The sequence below is a fragment of the Collinsella sp. HCP28S3_B9 genome, from assembly GCF_052066095.1.
In the GTDB taxonomy this organism is placed as follows: domain Bacteria; phylum Actinomycetota; class Coriobacteriia; order Coriobacteriales; family Coriobacteriaceae; genus Collinsella.
On sequence record NZ_JBQHST010000009.1, the window covers coordinates 42,695 to 64,072 of the forward strand.

The following is a 21,378-nucleotide window of genomic DNA, read 5'->3' on the forward strand; positions in this document are numbered from 1 at the left end:
TTATACTAATTATTTCACTTTTGCGTCCTAAAGTGAGCCGTTGCGCTTCGTCTCCCACGTAATTGCAGAGCTTTTTCTATTATGTTGTTAGCTCGTGGCGCACTTGGGTATAATGCCAACCGTTCGCCCTATTAGCTCAGGGGATTAGAGCGTCTGCCTCCGGAGCAGAAGGCCGTTGGTTCGAATCCAACATGGGGCACCATCGAACGTAAGACCGTCCGAACCTCGCATGGTCCGGGCGGTTTTTCTTATACCGACGCGACGTGATAGGACGTGGTATGGCAACGACGGATATCGAGCGCGGACTTTCGACCGCCGAGGTCGAGGAGCGCATTGCCGCCGGCAAGATCAACCGCAACATGGAGCTTAAGACCAAATCGGTTCGTGAGCTTATCATCGAAAATCTCTGCACGCTGTTCAATCTGATCAACGTGATTTTAGCGATTTTGGTCATTATGACCGGATCGTTTAAGAACCTGACGTTCCTGTTCGTGGTGTTCCTCAATACCGCCATCGGTGTTATCCAGTCCATGCGCTCCAAAAAGATGGTCGACAAGCTCACGCTCCTCACTTCAAAGAAGGCCATCGCGGTGCGCGACGGCGCCGAGGTGGAGCTCGACTTGGACCAGATCGTGCTCGACGACATCATTCGTCTGGGGCGCGGGGACCAGATACCTGCCGACGCCGTGGTGGTATCGGGCGAGGCGCTCGTTAACGAAAGTCTGCTGACGGGCGAGAGCGACCTTATTAAGAAGCAACCTGGTTCCGAGCTCATGAGCGGCAGCTTTATCGACTCGGGCCTGTTGCGTGCCCGCGTGGTCCATGTTGGTGCGGATAACTATGTGGCCAAGATCAACAACGAGGCCAAGTACGTCAAAAAGGTCAATTCCGAGATCATGAACGCGCTCAACGCCATCGTGCGTTTTGCGAGCGTCATCATGATTCCGCTTGGTCTGGCCTTGTTTGCCTCGAGTGTAAGTGGGTTATGGGGCGCCGCCGGTACCCCGGGCGATAGCGCGCTTTCGTGGTGCTTTTCCGAGCTGCTGGCCGGTCGCGTGCCTTCGTCGGCGCTGCTGTCCACGGTGGGCGCTCTTTTGGGCATGATTCCGCAGGGCCTGGTGCTGCTGACCTCGTCGGTGCTTGCCATCGCCACGGTGCGCCTGGCGCGCCGCAAGGTACTCGCGCAACAGCTCTATTGCATCGAGACGCTCGCGCGCGTCGACGTGCTGTGCCTGGACAAGACGGGCACCATCACGTCGGGTCGCATGGAGGTCGAGGGCACCTATCCGTTGCCCGTTGAGGGCGTGGGCTTGGCCTCGGACGAGGCACCCGTCCCCGTCGATACTACCGTGCTCGATTTTGCGCTTGCCAATGTCGCGCGCGCGACCTCGGCCGATGCCAATGAGACCTGTCAGGCGCTGCTCAACTACTACGCCGACCGCCCGGTCGAGGTGTCCGAGCCGCTGTCGGTCATTCCGTTTTCGTCCTCCAAAAAGTGGAGCGGCGCCTCGTTTGCGCAGGGCTCCTATGTGATGGGCGCGGCGCAATTTGTGCTTTCGGAGCGTATCTTTGCGCAGGTCGAAAATCGTGTGGCCGAGCTTGCCGACACCTGCCGCGTGCTCGTGGTGGCCCGTGTGGACGGCTTTACGCCCGATGGCGATATGGTGGGCGAGGCCGAGCCCGTGGGCTTTGTGACCATTCGCGATGAGATTCGCACTTCGGCCGCCGAGACCATCGGCTACTTTAACGAGCAGGGTGTGACCCTTAACGTGATCAGTGGCGACGACCCGCGCACGGTGTCGTCGATCGCGCGCGTGGTGGGCGTGCCGGGGGCCGATGCCTACGTCGACGCCACGACGCTCGATACGCCGTCCAAGATTGATGCGGCGGTGGACCGCTATCACGTCTTTGGCCGCGTGACCCCGCAGCAGAAGCGCGAGCTCGTGCAGGCGCTCAAACGTCGCGGCCATACCGTTGCCATGACGGGTGACGGCGTCAACGATGTGCTGGCGCTCAAGGAGGCCGACTGCTCCGTGGCCATGGCCGCCGGTTCAGACGCCGCACGCAACGTGGCCGAGATCGTGCTGGTCGATAACGACTTTGCCTCGATGCCCGCCGTGGTGGCCGAGGGCCGTCGCTCCATCAACAACCTGCAGCGTTCGGCCTCGCTGTTCCTGACCAAGACGCTGTTCTCGATGGGCCTGGCGGCACTGTGCATCGCGCTGCCGCCGTATCCCTTTGAGCCTATCCAGATGACGCTCATTAACTTCTTCTGCATCGGCGCGCCGGGCTTTGTGCTGGGCCTTGAGCCCAACAATGCCCGCGTGAAGGGGTCATTCTTGACCAACGTGCTCAAGCGCGCGCTGCCGGCGTCGGTTGCAGTCATTTTGGCCGCGGCGCTCGATATCTTTGTGGCGCGCGTGTTTGGCTTTAGCCAGCTCACGCTGTCGACGATGTGCCTTCTCACGTCGTGCGCAGCAAGCGTGAGCCTGATCTGGCGTATCTCGCAGCCGCTCACACCCTTGCGTGTGGTGCTCTTTGTATTTGTCGTCGTCGGCATCTTGGTGGGCGTTATCGGATTCCCCGAGCTGCTGTCTATTGCCAACTTGTCGATGGGCGAGGCAATTATCCTTCTGGTGATTGTGGTCTTTACTTGCAGCGTGTTCTTTAAACTCGCCACGATGATGGATTCGCTTAAGCCGCGTCGCCGCCATGCCGCCACTGGCTTTGGCCGCGGCGTGCGCGTTCGCTTGGGCCGCGGTGGCGGCAAGGTGAGCTCGACGGGCTCGACGGCCGAGCGTTTTGCCAAGCGCGTCGCCGCCGACATGGCGCAGCGCCGCGAGGAGCGTACGACACGTGAGGCCGAAGCCCGCGCGCTCGAGGGCGTGGAAAAGACCCAGCCCAAGAAAAAGAAGGGCGCGGGCGCCAAGCGCTCGCGTGTGACCAAGTCCGCCCAGGGCATTAAGGTCTCGATGCCGAGCAAAAAGAAAAAGTAACCGCACCTCACAGGGTAGCTAATTTGGGACGGGGCTTTTTTAGCTACCCGGCTGATGACGCGATCTATTTGGCCGATTGGCGGCCAGGGCAGCTAAAAAAGCCCCGTCCCAAATTAGCTACCCTGCGATGTTGAATTGGTGCCCTGTGCCTTTAGGGGCGTAGCGATGTTATGCTCTAACCTCGATGGTTCGAATGATTCCGAAAAGAGGATGCCGTGATTTGCCCGCATTGTCTCAAGACCATAGAGGACGGCTCCTCGTTCTGCCCCTATTGCAACACCTATGTTGGCCCGGGCGATGGCCCCGAGCACACCGAGTTTGTGTTCTGCGAAGGCTGCGGTGCCCGTCTGTCGCCGCATGACCGTACCTGTTCCAAGTGCGGGCGCCCTGCCCCGGGCATTCTATCCGAGGATGCGGCCGCATCCGACCTGGCTGCTGGGCGCACGGCTGGTTTTCCCCGCCTGACGCAGGAGCAGATCGATACCGAGGTGCCCCATGCGCCGGCCTCTGCCGCCGCGGTACTTTCCGATGCCGCCGATCCCAATGAGACCTGCGTGCTGCCGGCTTTCGACAGGGATTTTGGCATTCCCAAGGTCGATATCCCGCTGCCGGTGTCCCTTCGTGACGACGCTCAGTCCAAAAATCAAAAACCCAAGCGCAAGGTGCATCCGGACGAGGATGCCTACCACAAGCACAAGCGCCGTATTCCCAAGCCGCTCATCGTCATCGCGTTGCTCGCTGCCGTGTGCGGCAGTGCCTATTGGTTTGTGACGTCGGACCCCATGGGCGTTATGCCGGGCTTTTACGACCAGTTTGGCCAGGCTGCCAAGACGACGTTCCCCTCGCGCCAGAAGGGCGAGGCTACCGAGGAAGAGACCAAGTCCGACGATACCGCCGAGGTGGTCCAGGAGGAGACCGTCCTTTCCGACGACCAGCTCTATACCAAGCTCGACGGTCTGTATCGGACGATCGTGTCGTATGGCGACGATGATCAGATCGGCGAGGTTGTCGACTCGTTTAACAGCGGGTACCTGCGCACGCCGCTCTCCACGCGTCAGGAGCTGTCGCAGAGCGCTTATGCCCTGCGCGACCAGATCAAAAATACCCAAGACGAGCTCAACAACCTTAAGGTGCAAGATGATACCGTCTACGCGGAGGATATCGAGCACCTCAAGCAGCTTGCCGAGTGGATGTACGAGCGCGTCGACATGATCTGCCAGAGCTGGGATATCTCGCTGTCCATTCCCGATGGCGAGTCGCTGAGCGCCCGCCAGAGTGAAATCTTGGCGCCCATCGCACAGGGCGGCAACAGCGCCCTTAATCAGTACGATGCCAATGTGAGCGCCTGGAAGCCGCAGCCGCGTTCGTAATTTGTTGCCCTCCGACGGCATAACCTGCGTGCGCAATTGATGGAAGCCCGTGCTTATTGCTACAATTCGTACAAATATGCTTTAAACGCACGAGGAAGGAACCACATGTTTGGTTTTAAGAAAGAGCTTTATACGCCCGAGTACCAGCTCGCTGGTGACGAGTGTGCGATCATCGAGACGTCGAAGGGTACGATCAAGGTCAAATTTGACGGCGAGGGCGCTCCCATCCATGTGGCGAACTTCTGCGAGCTTTCCACTATGGGCTTTTATGACGGCCTTAAGTTTCACCGCTATGTGCCCGGCTTTGTGATCCAGGGCGGCGACCCCAATACCCGCGATATGTCCGGCGCTGACGTCGCCGCCGGCCTTGAGGGCCCCGACGGTATGCCCGGTACCGGTGGCCCCGGCTACTGCATCAAGGGAGAGTTTGCCACCAACCCGCGCAACAGCCATGTGGACGGTGCGCTTGCCATGGCACGTTCCATGGATCCCGATTCCGCGGGCTCCCAGTTCTACTTCTGCCTGGGTGCCCAGCACAATCTGGATTCCGGTTACACCGTCTTTGGCACCACGGTCGAGGGCCTCGACGTGATTTCGCAGCTGCGTGCCGGCGACGAGATCGTCCATGTCGAGATCGTTCACGAGTAAAAGGGGACTTCCTTGAATAGCCAGCTGATTCAACAGGGTCGAGCCGCTTATCGTGCGGGCGACTTTTCCGCTGCCGCTCAGATGCTCGGTGCGGCAAAGACCCCCAGCGAGATCATGGGCGAGGCCGACCATCTGCGTGGCAACGCTCTGATGCACCTGGGTATGTATGCCGAGGCTGCCGAGGCGTACGCGGCTGCCCTCAACGACGGCACCTATGGAAAGCGCGGCGCGCTGCTCACCAACCGCGGCAAGGCGCTCGCTGCCGTGGGTGACTATGTGACCGCAGCCCAGGCGTTCTCCGCCGCAACGCAGGATGCTTCCTACGCCACGCCGTTTAAGGCCTATCTGGGTCTTGGCAACGCGCTGTTCCAGTCGGGCGATTTCGCCAATGCAGGCACTGCCTTCCGCCAGGCCGCCATCGATGGCGCCAATCCAGCCCCCGCGGCCGCCCTTGGCGAGCTCGGCCGCTGCTTCATCAAACTTGGCCGACCGGCGGACGCCGTGGAGACCTATCGCACGGCTATCGACTTTGCCGGTCCGCGCGATGACACGCGTGCGCTTAACGCGGGTATGGGCGAGGCACTTTCTGCCGCGGGTCGTCCTTCCGAGGCGCTCGATGCCTTTAATGCCGCCACCGCCGACGGCATCTATCAGCTCACGCCCGAGCAGGCCGATGAGCTTGCCCGCGTGCACGATTCACTTGCCGCGCTTTCGGCCCAGACCGCCATGGCCACGGCCCCGGCGCCCGCCATGGATACGACTGCTGTCGATTCGCTCGATCCCACGGGTGCCACTGGCCAGTTTATGCCCGATCCGTCCGACACGGGCTTCTTTACGCTTTCCGAGTCCGAGATGGTCCAGCAGGATCGTCAGGACCGCAAGCAGGCCAAGGTCCGTCGTCGCCATCGCCATACGGGCCTCAAGGTCTTCCTGGTTTTGCTTCTGCTGATTGTTCTTGCCGCGGGCGGTTTGGGCTTTGCCTACACGCGCGGCATGGGTATCCCCTCGCAGGAGTCCGTCATCACCGATCTGTTCCAGGCTGCCGGCGACGGTGATACCGCCAAGGCCGAGTCCTGCCTGGCCTCGAGCCTGTCCGAGGACGCCAAGGCGATGATTATCTCCTCGATCCCGCAGGGCGCCACCGTCTCCGTTGAAGGTATGGATCAGTCCATGACCGAGACCACCGCGAAGGTGAAGGCTTCCCTGTCCAAGGGCGGCGAGCAGGAATATACCGTCAAATTCGTGCGCTCCGACAACCATATCGGCTGGGCGGTATCTTCGCTCGACATCGATTTCTCGGCCGCTGACAACCAGTAGTGACCTTATGAGATTTGGCGCTGCCCGGTGCTTCACCGCAAGTGAGGTGCCGGGCTTGCGCTAGTATGATGAGCTAGTAGTTTTCCAGCAATCATCCAACACATCAGGAGTTGCGTTGTTTTCTTTGATGGACATGTTCTTCGGTAGCTATGCGGGCGATCTAGCCATCGACCTCGGCACCGCCAATACGCTTGTCTCTGTGCGCGGCAAGGGCATCGTCATTCGCGAGCCTTCCGTCGTCGCCATCGACAAAAACGATGAGCGCATCCTTGCAGTCGGTATCGAGGCTAAGCGTATGCTTGGCCGTACGCCCGGCAACATTGTGGCCGTGCGTCCTCTTAAGGATGGCGTTATCGCCGACTTCGATGTCACCGAGGCCATGCTTCGCTACTTCATTGATAAGGCTTCCGAGAAGCGCTATCCGTGGACCCCTCGTCCGCGCGTCGTCGTATGCGTTCCCTCCGGTGTCACGTCGGTCGAGAAGCGCGCCGTGTTCGAGGCTACGATTCAGGCTGGCGCTCGCCAGGCCTATCTGATCGAGGAGCCTATGGCCGCGGCTATCGGTGCTGACTTGCCTGTCGAGGAGCCGACCGGCTCCATGGTCATCGATATCGGTGGCGGCACCACCGAGGTCGCCGTTATCGCCATGGGCGGTATCGTCGTGTCGCAGTCCATCCGCATTGCCGGCGACGAGTTCGATCAGGCTATCCTCACGCATGTTCGCGATGCCTACAATTTGGCCATCGGTGAGCGTACGGCCGAGGACATTAAGATTAAGGTCGGCTCTGCCGTGCCGCTCAAGGACGAGCTTGACGTCGAGGTCAATGGCCGCGACGTGATCACGGGCCTGCCCAAAACCGTGCGCATCGAGAGCGAGGAGATTCGTCGTGCGCTCAATAAGCCGCTCGACGAGATGGCCAAGGCCGTCAAGGACGCACTCGACGCCACGCCGCCCGATCTTGCCTCGGACCTTATGTACTACGGCATTCTGTTGACCGGCGGCGGTGCGCTGCTGCGCGGCCTCGACGTCCGCTTGCGCGATGAGACAGGCGTTTCGGTCAACGTGAGCCCCACGGCGCTCGACAACGTCGTAAACGGTTGTGCCCGCGTGCTCGAGGCCAACGCGTTTGACGGCGGTTTCGTCCAGACCAATGCTTAATTTCCAAAAGGTGGATTCCATTTGGCACGATCTTCGGGTTTCTCTTCAAATCTGAATACCAAACGACAATCAACGGGTATGCGCCCGTTGATTGTTTTCAGCCTGATTTCTGTGTTGCTGCTCACGTTTTACATTCGAGAGGGCGAGGCCGGGCCGATACATGCCGTGCGTTCGGGCGTCACGACAATCACCTCTCCGGTGCGTTTTGTTGGCTCGGCGGTGGCGGCGCCATTCAATGCCATCGGCAACGTGTTCTCCAACCTCACCGCTTCGCAGGAGTCGCTCGACGACCTTAAGAAGCAAAACGAGGTCCTCACTTCCAAGGTCGCGGAGCTTTCCGAGGCCCAAAAGACCGCTGAGCGCCTTGAGGGTCTTGTGGGCCTGCAGTCGACCTATAACCTCAAGTCCACTGCGGCTCGTATTGTCGGAGCCTCGGGTGACGCCTGGACGTCGACCGTCACCATCGATAAGGGTTCTGCCGACGGGCTTACCATCAACATGCCCGTGACGAGCTCGGCCGGCGTCATCGGCCAGATTATCGAGGTTTCGGCCAAGACATCGACCGTGCGCCTGATTGGCGACGAGAACTCTGGTGTGTCCGCTATGGTGCAGGACACGCGCGCACAAGGCATGCTACAGGGCCAGCCCGATGGCACGCTGCGTCTTGAGTACGTGAGCGTCGACTCCGATGTTAAGGTGGGCGATATCATCGTGACCTCGGGCATCGGTGGCGTGTTCCCCAAGGGACTGCCGCTCGGCACCGTGTCTTCGGTCGAGAAGTCGGCTAACGACGTGTACTACACCATTGTGGTGCGTGCGCAGACCACGGCCGAGAATAACGAGGAAGTGCTCGTCATCACCTCGCTCACCGACGAGCAGTCGGCTTCGGACGATGATGTGAGCTCGGCCAATAGTACCCCGCAGGGCTCGTCGCGCGATGCCGCGACTCAGTCTAAGGACGAGAAATCGGATGATGATTCCGACACGGCCGAAGCGTCCGATTCTGGATCGAGCGAATAGGGAGGCATGTCCATGGATCTACACGAGCAGGGGACTGGCTCCCGCGCCTTTGCAATTGCCGCTATCGTCTGCGTGCTGCTGCAGGCGGGACTGGCTCCGCAAATCTCCATCGCGGGCGGCCGCGTCAACTTTATGATTATTTTGGTGTGCCTGAGCGTGTTTTCGGGCGACCCTACGCGTGCCGTCGTGTGCGGCTTTTGCAGCGGTCTGTTTTACGACCTTTCCGCCGCCGTGCCGGTGGGCGTTATGTCGCTGCTGCTGACCGTGGGCAGTTTTGCTTTGGTGCACAGCGCGGCTGGTCAGACGGGCGGCTCGCCGGGTGCGCGCGGCGTTACCGTGGGCGCCTTTGCGCTTGCCATCAACGTGGTCTACAGCATCATCTTGCTGTTTATGGGTCTGGAGACGAGCTTTGTGGTGGCCATTTTTGGGCACGCTCTGCCGTCCTCGATCCTGACGGGCTTGATTGCCATTCCGTTTTTGATGTCCGGCGCCGCTCCGCAGTCTGGCTATGGGTTCTCCGCGCGCGGTGGGCGTCAGACGGGCATGCGCTTTAAGCCCAAGACCCGTAAGCTCAAATAGGGGAGGCCTCAAGATGTCTTCCCAGTTGACGGTTGTTGTCGCCGGTATCGCGCTGGTCGTGGCCATTGTGGTCGCGCTGGTCATCATGCGCCGCGGCGACTCCCGCTTTACCTACGACACACAGCACGGAACGGCACCGCGCGCCACCGAGGGCGAGGGCAATACGGCCGCCACGGCCTTCAAGGGCCGCTTCTCCATCCTCACCACGGGCGTGGGTGCCATGTTTGCCGCGCTTGCCGTTAAGCTGTGGGGCATGCAGATGGTCTCGTCGGACTACTACGACAAGCAGGCCAAGAGCAATCAGACCCGTACCGTTACCACGCCGGCCGTCCGTGGCCGCATCTTGGACCGCAACGGCGTCGCACTGGTGCAAAACCGCCCCTCGCTCGCCGTCGTCGCCTATCGCGATCTTGCCGACGACAAGGTGCTGGTGCGTCATCTTGCCAACGTGCTCGGCATGCCGTATGTCGCGGTGCTGCGCAACATCCAGGACAATTCCGAGGGCGCGCAGAGCCTGCATACGATCGCGACTGACGTGCGCCGCTCTACCGTCGCCTACATTCAGGAGCACGCCGGTGAGTTTCCCGGCGTGAAGATCGCCGAGCGCACCGAGCGCCAGTACCCGTATGGCGAGACCGCCTGCCATATTTTGGGCTATACCGGCACCATTACCTCCGAGCAGCTCGAGGCGCAGAACAAGAAGTCGTCGGACGGCAACGAAAGCGCGGCTGGCCAGATCTCGTATCAATCGGGCGATATTGTGGGCCAGGCGGGCGTAGAGATTTACTACGAAAACCTACTGCAGGGCATTCGCGGTGAGCAGACCGTGAAAGTTGACGCCTCGGGTAACGTTACCGGTCAAGCCGGCGCCGTTCCCGCCAAGGCCGGTTCTGACATTAAGCTTACGCTCGATCTTAAGATTCAACAGGCCTGCGAGACGGCTCTGGCGAATGCCATTGAGCTTGCCAAGACTACGGGCCATAGCAATGCCGGCAACGGAGCCGTGGTGTGCCTTGACCCCAACAACGGCGAGATCTTGGGCATGGCAAGCGAACCCAAGTTTGATCCTTCTGTCTTTATCGGCGGCGTCTCCAATGACGTGTGGACCGAGCTTAACGATGACGAGGGCTCGCATCCGCTGCTCAACCGCGCCATTAGCGGCCAGTACATGTCCGCCTCGACCATCAAACCCCTCTCGGCGCTGGCTGGCCTCGAATTTGGCACGTACACTTCGAGTCAAACGACCAACTGCACGGGATATTGGACCGGCTTGGGCAAATCTTGGGGAAAGTACTGCTGGCTGCACTCCGGCCACGGCACGATGACGCTGCAGTCCGGTATCGCCAACTCCTGCGACCCCGTGTTCTACGATATGGGCAAGGCCTTTTTCTACAACGACCAGCATCCCGAAGGCCTGCAAGAGGTCTTTCGCCGTTGGGGCCTGGGCAAGACCTGCGGCATCGACCTGCCGAGTGAGGGTGCGGGCCGCATTCCCGATGCCGAGTGGAAAGAGTCGTACTTTACCGACGCCTCGGCCGAGGACCGCAAGTGGAATGCCGGCGATATGACCAACATCGCCATCGGCCAGGGCGACATTCTGGTGACACCGCTGCAGATGGCCTGCGCCTACATGGGTATTGCCAACGGCGGCAAACAGTATGTGCCGCATGTGTTCTTGTCTGCTGTCTCGCGTGATGGCGACGGCGATGCCTACAAGTACAACGGCAAGGGCAAAAAGAAGCGCCTTGAGGCCCAAATTAACAACGATGCCGATCTTGCGCTGGTCCGCAACGGCATGCACGATGTGATTTACTCGGCGTCGACTTCGACCGCCGCGCACTTTAACTCCCTGACCCCTACGGTCTACGGCAAGTCCGGCACGGGCGAGAAGAGCGGCGAGGACGATTACGCGTGGTTTTGCGCCTACGCGCCGGCCGATGACCCCAAGTACGTGATCGCCACTGTCTTGGAACAGGGCGGTGGCGGCTCCGATACCGCGCTGCACGTTGTGCGCGATGTCCTCGGTGCGATTTATGACGAGCCCGACACGTCGACGGCCACGGGCGATTCCTCGGTTCGATAGGAGGTTGCGATGGACTTTTCGCCGGCGGACCTGTTCCGCTCAACCAAAACCGGCTCTCGCAGCAGCCTGGACCGCGTCAACAAGCAGATTTCCGCATCGCGCGGAACGTTTCGCCAAAAGGTGCACGTCGGCGTGCTGTTGGCGACTGTGGCGCTCGTCACCTATGGCGCCATTATTATCTGGTCCGCCTCGCAGTTTAAAGCCGATGCCTCGTTCTCGCGTCACCTGCTGGGTATCGGTATTGGCGCGGTGCTGGCGGTGCTCGTCTGGCGCACCGACCTGCGCGGCATTTCCAACTTTTCGACGGCCCTGCTCGTCATCGATCTCATCGTGATCTTCTCGCCTAAGATTCCGGGCCTGTCCTACACGGGCGGCTTGGGAATGACGGGTTGGATCAAGATTCCCGGTATCGGTTTAACATTCCAGCCCGTTGAGCTTGCCAAGCTCATCACCATCTTCTTTATGGCCACGCTTGGCTCGCAGTACAACGGGCGCATCGATACCGCTCGCGACTACATTAAGCTCTGCGGCATGCTGTCCGTTCCGTTTTTGGCCGTCGTCGCCATGGGCGATTTGGGCTCGGGTCTGGTCGTGCTGGTGTCGGGCGCCATCGTCATCTGCATGAGCGGTGCGCGCCGCGAATGGGTGCTGTCGACTTTGGCTCTGCTCGTGGGTTTGGTGGCGCTCGTCCTGGCGCTCGATTCGGTCTTCGATTCGCTGCTCGGTCATGATGTGCTCATTAAGCAGTACCAGATGAATCGTCTGACGGTCTTTATCGACCCCGACAACGCCGATTCGGACGATGCGTACAACCTGCAGCAGTCGTTGATCGCGGTCGGCTCGGGCGGTTTCTTTGGTAAGGGCCTGGGGCATGCGACGCAGTCGGCCGGCGGCTTCCTGCCCGAGTTCCATACCGACTTCGTCTTCGCCTTTTTGTCAGAGACGTTCGGCTTCTGCGGTTCCTTTTTGTTGCTGTGCCTGTACGTACTGCTCATCTTCTCGACGATCCGCGTCGCCTTTAAGTGCGAGTCTCTGTTTCTACGCTTGTCATGCGTGGGTATTGTCGGCATGTGGGCATTTCAGACGTTCGAGAACATCGGCATGTGCATTGGCATGATGCCGATTACCGGTATTCCGCTGCCGTTCATTAGCTTTGGTTCGTCCTCGATGATGATCCAGTTGTTGACGGTGGGTATCGTACAATCCATATGGCGGCATCGTTCGGGCGCCGCGTAACCGCTGGAGGGGTTTGCCATGAAGATTCCCGTGGAAAAGCTGACTCGCGCTTTTAAAATGGGCGCGACCACCAAGAGGGATTCCGATACGCCGGTGCGCGTTTCGGTCTACCTGGATTCGACTGCCTCGCGTTTTTTGGTCGAGACGGTGCGCGATGCCTTTGTGCCGCAGACGACCTCGGGTATTGTCCGCGTTGAGCGTCTGGGGGAGGAGCGTATCGTCCCCAAGACCGATACCGACGTGGTGCTGGTGCTTTCGTGCGGATCTGAGCGCCTTGAGAGTGCTGTACAGGAGCTCGTCATTGCCGGCGCGCCCGTGTGCGTGCTGGCCGAGTCCGCTGTCGAGGTGCCTTTTATCCAGGAGTCCACGCCCATGCTCGGCGTGGTAGCGGCCACCGATAAGACGTATCTGCTCGAGACACTCGCCCGCTGGATCCTGGACCGTACGGAAAAGGAGACGGCCTTTGCGGCGAACTTTGCCTTTATGCGCATCGCCGCCGCCAACCGCATCATCACCTCGTGCGCGCTTACCAATATGGCGACGGGCGCGCTGGTGTTTTTGCCGGGGGCCGATTATCCCGTTATGGCGCTGGCGCAGGTTGGCATGCTCTTTGAGCTTGCGGCCATCTTTGGACGCGGCATTAAGCCCGAGCGCGGCTACGAGGTCGCGGGCGTGCTTGCCGGCGGCTTGGTAATGCGCGCCGTCACTCGCGCCCTGGTAAAGCAGACGCCGCATATTGGGTTTGCCGTTAAGGCACTCTCCGCCGCCGTCGGCACCTATGGCATGGGTCGTGCGCTCGTGTCTCTCTACGAGCGCGATATCGACTACAGCCGTGCCAACGAGGTGGTTGCCGCCACGTTCTCGCGCGTCCGCGACCTGGTGACCACGGTTGCCGGCGCTACCCGTCCCATGAATCCTTTTGAGGATGCATCCGATCTCGCTGCTTAGGGGTTTCTTTTGCGCGTTCCATACCAAGACTGTTTTCATTTGATCGAGCCGCTGCTCGCGAAGGTCGAAAAGCCGAGTCGCTATATCGACCACGAGTGGGGTACGCTCTCCAAGGCCGATGCCGACTATCGTTGCTGCATGATTTACCCGGACGTGTACGAGGTCGGCCTGCCCAACCAGGGTATCGCCATCCTGTACAACATCCTTAACCAGGCCGAGGGCATCTCCTGTGAGCGCGGTTATGTGCCGTGGCCCGATATGGGCGATGCCATGCGCGAGGCCGGTATCCCGCTGCTGTCGCTCGAGGGCGCAGCGCCCGTGGCCTCGTTTGATATCGTCGGTATGCATGTGCCGCACGAGATGGCCGTGACAAACTTTCTCGAGGCGCTCGACCTCGCCGGCATTCCGCTGCTGGCTGCTGACCGCACCGAGGACGATCCCATCGTCGTCGCCGGCGGACCTTCGGTTTATAACCCCGAGCCGTATGCGGCCTTCTTCGATGCCATCCTGATTGGCGAGGGTGAGGAGTCGCTGCTCGAGATCTGCCACCTGCATCGCCGCCTGCGTGACGAGGGCGTCCCGCGCGCTCAGATTGTCGAGCGGCTCGCGACGGTCGGTGGCACCTATGTGCCGTCGCTGTACGAGGTGCGCTATGACGAACCCTGCTCACCGCACGGCTACACCGTGCCGCGTGAGGGTAAGGACGTCCCGCCGGTGGTCTACAAGCGCGTCGTCGAGGACTTTGGCGCTACCAATCCGTTGTCGCAGTCGTGCGTGCCCTATGCGCAGCTCGTTCACGATCGCCTGTCTATCGAGATCCTGCGCGGCTGCGCTCGCGGTTGCCGTTTTTGCCAGGCCGGCATGACGTATCGCCCGGTGCGCGAGCGCTCGGCAGACCAGATCGTGTCCTCGGTGATCCAGGGCCTGGAAAAGACCGGCTATGACGAGGTGTCGCTTACCTCGCTTTCGACCACCGACCACTCCTGCATCCGCGACGTGCTCGGTCGCCTTAACCGCCGCCTGGAAGATACGGGCATTCGCGTGTCCATTCCCTCGCAGCGCCTGGATTCGTTTGGCGTGGATATGGCCGAGTCGGTCGCCGGCGAAAAGAAGGGCGGCCTGACGTTTGCCCCCGAGGCCGGCAGTCAGCGTATGCGCGACATCATCAACAAGAACGTGACCGAGGAGGACGTGGACCGCGCGGCCAAGGCGGCCTTCGAGGCCGGCTGGAACCGCATGAAGCTCTACTTTATGATGGGTCTTCCCGGCGAGCGCGATGAGGATATCGTGGCCATCGCCAACCTGGCCGACCATGTGCTCGAGCTCGGCCGCTCCGTGGTACCCAAGGCGCGCCGCGGCTCCATCTCGGTGTCCATCTCGGTGTCGGTGTTTATCCCCAAGGCCGCCACGCCTTTCCAATGGTGCCCGCAGCTCGATTACGACGACGTCAAACGCCGTCAGAAGCTCCTCATTACGAGTGTTCGCAACCGTGCGGTCCGCGTGCACTACCACGATGCCGAGACCTCGCTTATCGAGGCGGCGCTGTCTCGTGCAGGCCGCGACATGACGCCGGTCATCATCGATGCCTGGCGTGCCGGTTCGCGTTTTGACGCCTGGGTGGAGCATTTCTCGCTCGATAACTGGAAGTCAGCCGCGGCCAAAAACGGCATCGACCTCAACGAGCTCGTGCACCTGCCCTACGAGCTGGACTGGCACCTGCCCTGGGAGCACGTGAGCCCCGGCTGCTCGCGTGGCTTCCTCGAGCGCGAATACCGCCGCTCGCTGGAGGGCGTCACGACGCCCGACTGCACCCGCACGTCGTGCACCGGCTGCGGAATCTGCCCCACGCTCCACGCCAAGAACGTATTGGTGGGTGATCGCGCATGAGTGAGCGCTTGACCGACAGCCCCACGCTCTTTAGGCTTCGCGTTCGCTACGGCAAGCGCGACCGCCTTAAGTACCTGGGCCACCTGGAACTGATTCATACCATTGAACGCATTGTGCGTCGCGCGGGGCTGCCCTATGCCGTGACGCAGGGTTTCTCGCCGCATATGCGCGTGGGCTTTTCGTCGGCGCTGCCCGTGGGCACGTCGTCGACCTGCGAGTGGTATGACCTGTTTATGACCGAGTTCGTCGCGCTCGACGAGGCCTTTGGGCGCCTGGCCGCGGCATCTCCGGCCGATTTGGCGCCCATCGAGGCCGCCTACATCGACGTGCGCACGCCGGCGCTGACGGCGCAGCTCACGCGCCTGTCGTACCGCATTGACCTGCATCTGGACCCTGAGTCACCCGTGAGCGCCGATGAGGTGCACACCGCGATTGACACGTTGCGTGCGGCCCACGGCATCGATTATGCGCGCGGCAAAAAGAGCAAGCGCCTGGACTTGGACCATACGCTCGTGGGCTACGAGCTTAAGGCGGGGGAGCGCCCGGACCATCTGGTGCTCATACTCGACACCCATGCCGACAACGAGGGCTCCATGCGTCCGGAGATTTTGCTTTCTGCTGCTGATGTTTTGTTGCAGGGCTTGACCCCGGGCGTCGATGCACCTATTGTTTCCACCGGTATGCAAGACCTCGTGACCATCTGCTCCTACGATGTCGAGCGTCAGAATCAAGCATGCGAAGACGACGAGGGCCGACTCGTCAGCCCCATACCTGTGCGAACTTGTGGATTTGCTCCACATACTCGTTGACGGGGGTATTATCGCCTGCTACTATATTCGGCTGTTGCACTAACTGATGCATGAAGGGCAAGTAAACATGTACGCAATCGTTAACACGGGCGGCAAGCAGTACAAGGTCGCCACCGACGATGTCATCACCGTCGAGAAGATCGAGGGCAATGAGGGCGACAAGGTCACCCTGCCGGTCATCTTCCTCAACGATGGTAAGAAGATCGTCACCGATCCCGACAAGCTGGCCAAGGCCAAGGTTACCGCTCAGATCGTTGAGCAGTTCAAGGGCGAGAAGCAGCTGGTCTTCAAGTTCCACAAGCGTAAGCGCTATCGTCGTCTGAAGGGTCACCGTCAGCAGCTCACCAAGCTGAAGATCGTGAAGGTTCAGGCTACCTCCCGCGCCAAGAAGGCTGTCAAGGCAGAGGCTGAGGCTGTTGCCGAGGCTCCCGTCGCCGAGTAGATTACACTCGTAACGAAAGAGTAGGTATACACAATGGCACACAAAAAAGGACTCGGTTCCTCCCGTAATGGCCGTGACTCCCGCGGTCAGCGCCTAGGCACGAAGCGCTTCGCCGGCCAGACGGTAACCACGGGCACGATTCTCGTCCGTCAGCATGGCACGCACATCCACCCGGGTGCGAACGTTGGCCGTGGCAAGGACGACACGCTGTTCGCGCTGGTCGACGGTACCGTTGAGTTCCACAAGGGTATCAAGCACAGGGTCAGCGTACGCCCGCTCGCGAACGCGTAATTCACCCTTCATAGAGCACATATGTGGGAGGCACTTGAGTTTTAGGATTCAAGGGTCTCCCTCTTTTTTTGTAGGAGGCGATTCTGTTGTCACAGTTCACCGATATCAGCCGCATAAACGTTTGCGGCGGCGACGGCGGAGCCGGATGCATGTCGTTTAGGCGCGAGGCATTTGTTCCCAAGGGCGGCCCCGATGGCGGCGACGGCGGCCGTGGCGGCAATGTCGTCATCCAGGCCGATGCTCAGCTGTCTTCGCTGATCGATTACCGCTTTAAGCATCACTTCCGTGCCGAGCGCGGCACGCACGGCCAGGGCGCCCGTCGCAATGGCAAGAGCGGCGAGGACCTGATTTTGAAAGTTCCCATGGGCACCGTAGTCCGTGAGCTCGATCCCGAGACGCAGACCCCGATGTACGAGATTGCCGACCTGGTGCACGATGGCGAGCGCGTTGTCGTGGCACCCGGTGGGGCTGGCGGTCTGGGCAACACCCACTTTGTGACGTCGGTGCGCCGCGCGCCCGCGTTTGCCCAGCTGGGTGAGCCTGCCGAGGAGCACTGGATCGAGCTCGAGATGAAACTTATGGCCGATGCCGCGCTCGTGGGCTTTCCCTCGGTGGGCAAGTCCTCGCTCATCGCGCGTATGAGCGCCGCCCGTCCTAAGATCGCCGACTACCCGTTTACCACGCTCGTGCCCAATCTGGGCATGGTGCGTGCCGGCGAATATTCTTACGTCGTTGCCGACGTCCCCGGTCTCATCGAGGGTGCGAGTGAAGGCAAGGGCCTGGGTCACCAGTTCCTGCGCCATATTGAGCGCACTGCTTTGATCATGCATGTCGTTGATATGACGGGCGGTTTTGAGGATCGCGATCCGGTTGAGGACTATCGCATCATTAATCGTGAGCTCGAGCAGTATGGTGCCGAGCTCTCGGAGCGCCCGCAGATCGTTGTCGCCAACAAGTGCGATGCGCCGGGTACGGCCGACAAGATTGCCGACCTTAAGCGTGCGGCGCTCGACGACGGCCACATGTTTTTTGCCGTTTCCGCCGTTACGGGTGCCGGCCTCAACACGCTGATGCTTGCCGTGGGCGAGCAGGTGGCTAAGCTCCGCGCGGAGCTTGCGGTTTCCGATGAGCCGGTCGATTTGCGCGATGAGGAGTGGGAGCGTCGCCGTCTGCAGCGCGAGAAGCGCTTCCGCATTGTTGAGGAAGAGCCGGGTGCTTTCCGCGTGGTTGGTCGCGCGATCGAGCGCATGGTTATCCAAACCGACTGGGAAAACGAGGAAGCTGTCATCTACCTGCAGCATAAGTTTGCGCGCATGGGTGTCGACGACGCGCTCGAGAAGGCCGGCTGCCGTGCGGGCGACGAGGTTCGCATTTGCCAGCGCGCCTTTGACTTTGAGGGCGCCGAGGACTTCTTGGAGTTCGAGGACGAGCTCGAGGATGCTGGCGTTGAGGTTATTGACGTAGCGGCCGAGGATGCGGACGTGGCTCATGTCACCGAGGGCTCCGAAGGCGCTACCGATGTCGACGTTATTGAGACCCCGGAGGGCGAGTAAGCCATGTCGCTGCGCGGTGGAATCGGATTGCCTGAGCTGCCTATCAAGGATGGGCACGAGTTTCGGCTTGGCATTATGGGCGGCACCTTTGACCCGATTCATTACGGGCACTTGGTGACTGCCGAGCAGGCTCGCGAGTCGCTCGACTTGGACGCTGTGCTTTTTATGCCGGCCGGCTCTCCTGCCTTTAAGCTCGACAAACCGGTGACGCCTGCCGAGGACCGTTATGCCATGACGGTCCTCGCGACTGCCGCGAACCCGGCCTTTTTGGCAAGCCGCTTCGAGATCGATCGTGCCGGTGTCACCTATACAGCCGATACGCTGCGTGCCCTTCGCGAGTTTTACCCGCCACAGGTGAAGCTTTACTTTATTACGGGTGCCGATGCGATTATCGATATTGTGACCTGGCACAATGCTGATGAGATTGCCGAACTGGCAACCTTTATCGCTGCGACACGTCCCGGCTTTGACATCGATACGGCCCGGACGAGGATTAAGGAATCGGGGCTGCCATTCGATGTGCGCTATATTCAGATTCCGGCGCTGGCGATTAGCTCGACCAACATCCGCAAGCGGGTTGCCCGCGGCATGAGCGTGCGCTATCTTACGAGCGAGTCCGTGCTCGGCTATATCCGTAAACGCGGCCTGTATGCCGATCTTGGGCAAGACGATTTTGATTGACGGGGGGAAACGTTGTCGGTAGAAGATCAGTTTGAGGGCGACGAGCGCGCGCTCTTGACGTGTATCCACGAGTTGCTCGATGTGCGCATGAAGGATAAGCGTAAGCGCTACGTGCATTCGCTCGGGGTTGCCGAGACGGCGCTGCACCTAGCCGAGGTATACGGCGTCGACCGCTTTGATGCCGCTGCCGCCGGCCTGATCCATGACTGGGACAAAGTGCTCTCCGACGACGAGCTGGTCACGCGCGCTCTGCATTATGGCATTAAGATTGCCGGCTCTCCGTCTGCCGCGACGCCGCTTTTGCATGGCCCGGTTGCCGCCTATGAGCTTCCGCAGCTTTTTCCCGAGCTGTCGCCGGCGGTCTTTCAGGCTGTCGACCGTCACACCGTGGGCGCTTGCGACATGTCGCCACTCGATATGGTGGTCTTTGTGGCCGATGCCATCGAACCCAACCGCCACGGCGATTATGCCCATGCGCTGCGCAAGATGGTGGGGAAGTCCTCGCTCGACGAGTTGTTCTTCTTCTGTTTTGCGCAGGGTCTGGTCTATGTGATCCAGTCCGGGCGCTATCTTTATCCCACGGCTATTACGATTTACAACCATTACGCCCAGCTGCGCTAGTTCGGGCTGTCTAGAAAGAGGTATTCCATGGCCGATGAGACCATGACTGACGAGCAGATTCTTGAAGGTGAGGAGCACAAGAGTTTCGTGGCCACGTCCGACCGCACTGCCGCGACGCTCTCCGCCAGCGGTGTCGCCGCCGAGGATGTCGCCCGCGCTGCCGCGCAGGCCGCCTACGACAAGAAAGGCGAGGACGTTCAGGTGCTCGACCTGACTGAGCTTTCCGATGTTTGCGACTACTTTGTCCTTGCTACCGGCACCAACAACCGCCAGGTTGATTCCATCGTCGACGAGATTGAGGAGAAGGTCGCCGAGGCTTGCGGCGAGCACCCGTTTTCCATTGAGGGCCGCGAGCAGAAGACCTGGATGCTCATGGACTACGGTTCGGTTGTCGTCCACGTCTTCACTCCCGAGGCACGTGAGTTCTACCGCCTCGAAAAGCTCTGGGGCGATGCTCCCCAACTCTCCCTGGACCTCCTCTAGTAGCTCATTTGGGACGGGGCTTTTTTAGCTACCCTCAAGTATTTCGCCGGGCAGTCGCGTTTTTCCGCGGCCGCCCGGCTTTCTTTTTGCCCAAAAGTAGCTAATTTGGGACGGGGCTTTTTTAGCTACTACCTACCGTTCGCCGAACATCGCGATTTATAGCTCCCAGTACGTTTTTTTCTACTCTGGCTCGGGTAACGTAATTGTCATCTGTAGAGGAGGGGATGCGTATGACTCGGACTGCGCGAGAAATCTCTGTATATGGTTTTTACCATGTCGTCCAAAAGGGATGTGCCGACCAACTCATATTTGAGGATGACGAAGATCGACTCTATCTGATTCGGCTGATTGCTTCGAAATGCCAGAAGTTTAAAGTGGATGTCATCGCGTGGTGCCTTATGGATAACCATATTCATCTTCTGCTTGACGACGAGCATGTTCATCTGAGCGATTGCATGCATTCGATTACGACGGCGTATGCCATGTATTTCAACTCAAAGACAGGCAGGAAGGGGCCTGTTTTCCAGGATCGATTTAAGAGTGTGCCGATCCTCGATGATGATCAGCTGCTCAACTGCGTGAGATACATTCACGACAATCCCGCGAAGGCGAGGATTGGGACCGCTTCGCTGTATCGATGGAGCAGCTTTCGCGAGTATATGGGATATTCGGGTATCTGCAAAACGGATTGCGTTCTCGGGTTGCTCGGTGACTCTCAGAGATTTTTTGCCTTCAGCACCTCGGGTGAGCCCAATCGCTATTGCTTCCGTGACGGCGCTCATGTGAGCGACACAGATGCGCTGGAGTTTGCGCAGGCGCTTCTTAAGCCGTACGAGCCTCATCACCTTAAGGCTTTGCCAAAGGGGGCGCGCGATGCCTGCATTCGTACTTTGAAGAGCGAGGGCTTTTCGATTAAACAGATCGTCCGTCTTACGGGCATTGGACACTGCACCATACAAAAGGTCAAAGTCAAAAAATAGCTCATTTTGGACGAGGTCTGTGTTGCGACCGCGTCAGGTATGGGTTGGGTAGCTAATTTGGGACGGGGCTATTTTAGCTAACCCTACAAATCGGTTGAGTTTTATTCCGGCCCCGGGTGATTCGCTGCCAGCTGAAGGGTAGCTAAAAAAGCCCCGTCCCAAATTGAACTGCACCCCAAAACTTGGACGGCTTAAATAAGAACTACGCCGCAAGGGACTGTCTCCGGAACTCCTCCGGGGTCAGTCCCTTCAGTTTAACCTGGCGCCTCCTCGTG

Annotated in this window: 20 protein-coding genes and 1 tRNA gene; 20 read left to right on the forward strand and 1 reads right to left on the reverse strand. The window is 60.1% G+C overall.

Annotation, left to right across the window (positions count from 1 at the left end):
- The first annotated feature begins 125 nt into the window (after positions 1-125).
- The 20 genes from ACTNBB_RS03490 to ACTNBB_RS03585 all read left to right on the forward strand — a co-directional run bounded on the left by ACTNBB_RS03490 (position 126) and on the right by ACTNBB_RS03585 (position 21,103).
- Positions 126-202, forward strand: a tRNA-Arg gene (locus tag ACTNBB_RS03490).
- A gap of 76 nt (positions 203-278) precedes the next feature.
- Positions 279-2,996, forward strand: a complete 2,718-nt coding sequence (locus ACTNBB_RS03495) for an HAD-IC family P-type ATPase (protein WP_441056622.1) — start codon at positions 279-281, stop codon at positions 2,994-2,996.
- A 215-nt stretch (positions 2,997-3,211) separates the two neighbouring features.
- Positions 3,212-4,366 (forward strand): zinc ribbon domain-containing protein, encoded by a 1,155-nt coding sequence (locus tag ACTNBB_RS03500; RefSeq protein ID WP_441056620.1) that lies wholly within the window; start codon positions 3,212-3,214, stop codon positions 4,364-4,366.
- Between the two features lie 105 nt (positions 4,367-4,471).
- Positions 4,472-5,014 carry a peptidylprolyl isomerase gene (locus tag ACTNBB_RS03505; protein ID WP_154516178.1) on the forward strand — a complete coding sequence of 181 codons (543 nt, stop codon included), beginning with the start codon at positions 4,472-4,474 and terminating at the stop codon, positions 5,012-5,014.
- Between the two features lie 12 nt (positions 5,015-5,026).
- On the forward strand, positions 5,027-6,331 hold the full coding sequence (locus ACTNBB_RS03510) for a tetratricopeptide repeat protein (RefSeq protein ID WP_441048360.1): 1,305 nt from the start codon (positions 5,027-5,029) through the stop codon (positions 6,329-6,331).
- Between the two features lie 127 nt (positions 6,332-6,458).
- A complete protein-coding gene (locus ACTNBB_RS03515) occupies positions 6,459-7,490 on the forward strand; it encodes a rod shape-determining protein (RefSeq protein ID WP_006236061.1) in 1,032 nt (343 codons plus the stop codon).
- A 78-nt stretch (positions 7,491-7,568) separates the two neighbouring features.
- Positions 7,569-8,510, forward strand: coding sequence for a rod shape-determining protein MreC (gene mreC / locus ACTNBB_RS03520; protein WP_427726915.1), 942 nt, complete (start codon positions 7,569-7,571; stop codon positions 8,508-8,510).
- Between the two features lie 12 nt (positions 8,511-8,522).
- On the forward strand, positions 8,523-9,089 hold the full coding sequence (locus ACTNBB_RS03525; RefSeq protein ID WP_441044846.1) for a hypothetical protein: 567 nt from the start codon (positions 8,523-8,525) through the stop codon (positions 9,087-9,089).
- 13 nt (positions 9,090-9,102) lie between these two features.
- Positions 9,103-11,172, forward strand: coding sequence for a penicillin-binding protein 2 (gene mrdA / locus ACTNBB_RS03530; RefSeq protein ID WP_154516187.1), 2,070 nt, complete (start codon positions 9,103-9,105; stop codon positions 11,170-11,172).
- 9 nt (positions 11,173-11,181) lie between these two features.
- Positions 11,182-12,408 (forward strand): FtsW/RodA/SpoVE family cell cycle protein, encoded by a 1,227-nt coding sequence (locus ACTNBB_RS03535; protein ID WP_154516190.1) that lies wholly within the window; start codon positions 11,182-11,184, stop codon positions 12,406-12,408.
- A gap of 18 nt (positions 12,409-12,426) precedes the next feature.
- Complete coding sequence (locus ACTNBB_RS03540; protein WP_427718704.1) at positions 12,427-13,356, forward strand: YcjF family protein; 930 nt, start codon at positions 12,427-12,429, stop codon at positions 13,354-13,356.
- 9 nt (positions 13,357-13,365) lie between these two features.
- Positions 13,366-15,243: a TIGR03960 family B12-binding radical SAM protein gene (locus tag ACTNBB_RS03545; protein ID WP_441056618.1), complete on the forward strand. Its 1,878-nt coding sequence runs from the start codon at positions 13,366-13,368 to the stop codon at positions 15,241-15,243.
- Positions 15,240-16,052, forward strand: a complete 813-nt coding sequence (locus ACTNBB_RS03550; protein WP_441056616.1) for a TIGR03936 family radical SAM-associated protein — start codon at positions 15,240-15,242, stop codon at positions 16,050-16,052. The genes ACTNBB_RS03545 and ACTNBB_RS03550 overlap by 4 nt, the downstream gene beginning before the upstream one ends.
- Before the next feature lie 67 nt (positions 16,053-16,119).
- Positions 16,120-16,494, forward strand: a complete 375-nt coding sequence (rplU, locus tag ACTNBB_RS03555; protein ID WP_035138585.1) for a 50S ribosomal protein L21 — start codon at positions 16,120-16,122, stop codon at positions 16,492-16,494.
- Between the two features lie 33 nt (positions 16,495-16,527).
- Positions 16,528-16,785 carry a 50S ribosomal protein L27 gene (rpmA, locus tag ACTNBB_RS03560; RefSeq protein WP_154516202.1) on the forward strand — a complete coding sequence of 86 codons (258 nt, stop codon included), beginning with the start codon at positions 16,528-16,530 and terminating at the stop codon, positions 16,783-16,785.
- 86 nt (positions 16,786-16,871) lie between these two features.
- Positions 16,872-18,338 (forward strand): GTPase ObgE, encoded by a 1,467-nt coding sequence (gene obgE, locus ACTNBB_RS03565; protein ID WP_441056614.1) that lies wholly within the window; start codon positions 16,872-16,874, stop codon positions 18,336-18,338.
- A gap of 3 nt (positions 18,339-18,341) precedes the next feature.
- Positions 18,342-19,019 carry a nicotinate-nucleotide adenylyltransferase gene (gene nadD, locus ACTNBB_RS03570; protein WP_441056612.1) on the forward strand — a complete coding sequence of 226 codons (678 nt, stop codon included), beginning with the start codon at positions 18,342-18,344 and terminating at the stop codon, positions 19,017-19,019.
- 87 nt (positions 19,020-19,106) lie between these two features.
- Positions 19,107-19,640: a bis(5'-nucleosyl)-tetraphosphatase (symmetrical) YqeK gene (gene yqeK / locus ACTNBB_RS03575; protein WP_441056682.1), complete on the forward strand. Its 534-nt coding sequence runs from the start codon at positions 19,107-19,109 to the stop codon at positions 19,638-19,640.
- A 27-nt stretch (positions 19,641-19,667) separates the two neighbouring features.
- Complete coding sequence (rsfS, locus tag ACTNBB_RS03580; RefSeq protein ID WP_427718691.1) at positions 19,668-20,123, forward strand: ribosome silencing factor; 456 nt, start codon at positions 19,668-19,670, stop codon at positions 20,121-20,123.
- Positions 20,124-20,353: 230 nt separating this feature from the next.
- A complete protein-coding gene (locus ACTNBB_RS03585) occupies positions 20,354-21,103 on the forward strand; it encodes a transposase (RefSeq protein ID WP_441056609.1) in 750 nt (249 codons plus the stop codon).
- Between the two features lie 202 nt (positions 21,104-21,305).
- Here ACTNBB_RS03585 and ACTNBB_RS03590 read toward each other — a convergent pair.
- A partial coding sequence (locus ACTNBB_RS03590; protein WP_441015707.1) for an IS3 family transposase occupies positions 21,306-21,378 on the reverse strand: 73 nt, incomplete at its 5' end.

Excerpts from the sequence above, each read along its gene's own strand:
- ACTNBB_RS03495 (WP_441056622.1), top strand. The coding sequence starts at position 279 with ATGGCAACGACGGATATCGAGCGCGGACTTTCGACCGCCGAGGTCGAG.
- ACTNBB_RS03505 (WP_154516178.1), top strand. The coding sequence starts at position 4,472 with ATGTTTGGTTTTAAGAAAGAGCTTTATACGCCCGAGTACCAGCTCGCT.
- ACTNBB_RS03515 (WP_006236061.1), top strand. The coding sequence starts at position 6,459 with ATGGACATGTTCTTCGGTAGCTATGCGGGCGATCTAGCCATCGACCTC.
- mreC (WP_427726915.1), top strand. The coding sequence starts at position 7,569 with ATGCGCCCGTTGATTGTTTTCAGCCTGATTTCTGTGTTGCTGCTCACG.
- ACTNBB_RS03525 (WP_441044846.1), top strand. The coding sequence starts at position 8,523 with ATGGATCTACACGAGCAGGGGACTGGCTCCCGCGCCTTTGCAATTGCC.
- mrdA (WP_154516187.1), top strand. The coding sequence starts at position 9,103 with ATGTCTTCCCAGTTGACGGTTGTTGTCGCCGGTATCGCGCTGGTCGTG.
- ACTNBB_RS03535 (WP_154516190.1), top strand. The coding sequence starts at position 11,182 with ATGGACTTTTCGCCGGCGGACCTGTTCCGCTCAACCAAAACCGGCTCT.
- ACTNBB_RS03540 (WP_427718704.1), top strand. The coding sequence starts at position 12,427 with ATGAAGATTCCCGTGGAAAAGCTGACTCGCGCTTTTAAAATGGGCGCG.
- ACTNBB_RS03550 (WP_441056616.1), top strand. The coding sequence starts at position 15,240 with ATGAGTGAGCGCTTGACCGACAGCCCCACGCTCTTTAGGCTTCGCGTT.
- rplU (WP_035138585.1), top strand. The coding sequence starts at position 16,120 with ATGTACGCAATCGTTAACACGGGCGGCAAGCAGTACAAGGTCGCCACC.
- rpmA (WP_154516202.1), top strand. The coding sequence starts at position 16,528 with ATGGCACACAAAAAAGGACTCGGTTCCTCCCGTAATGGCCGTGACTCC.
- nadD (WP_441056612.1), top strand. The coding sequence starts at position 18,342 with ATGTCGCTGCGCGGTGGAATCGGATTGCCTGAGCTGCCTATCAAGGAT.
- yqeK (WP_441056682.1), top strand. The coding sequence starts at position 19,107 with ATGAAGGATAAGCGTAAGCGCTACGTGCATTCGCTCGGGGTTGCCGAG.
- rsfS (WP_427718691.1), top strand. The coding sequence starts at position 19,668 with ATGGCCGATGAGACCATGACTGACGAGCAGATTCTTGAAGGTGAGGAG.
- ACTNBB_RS03585 (WP_441056609.1), top strand. The coding sequence starts at position 20,354 with ATGACTCGGACTGCGCGAGAAATCTCTGTATATGGTTTTTACCATGTC.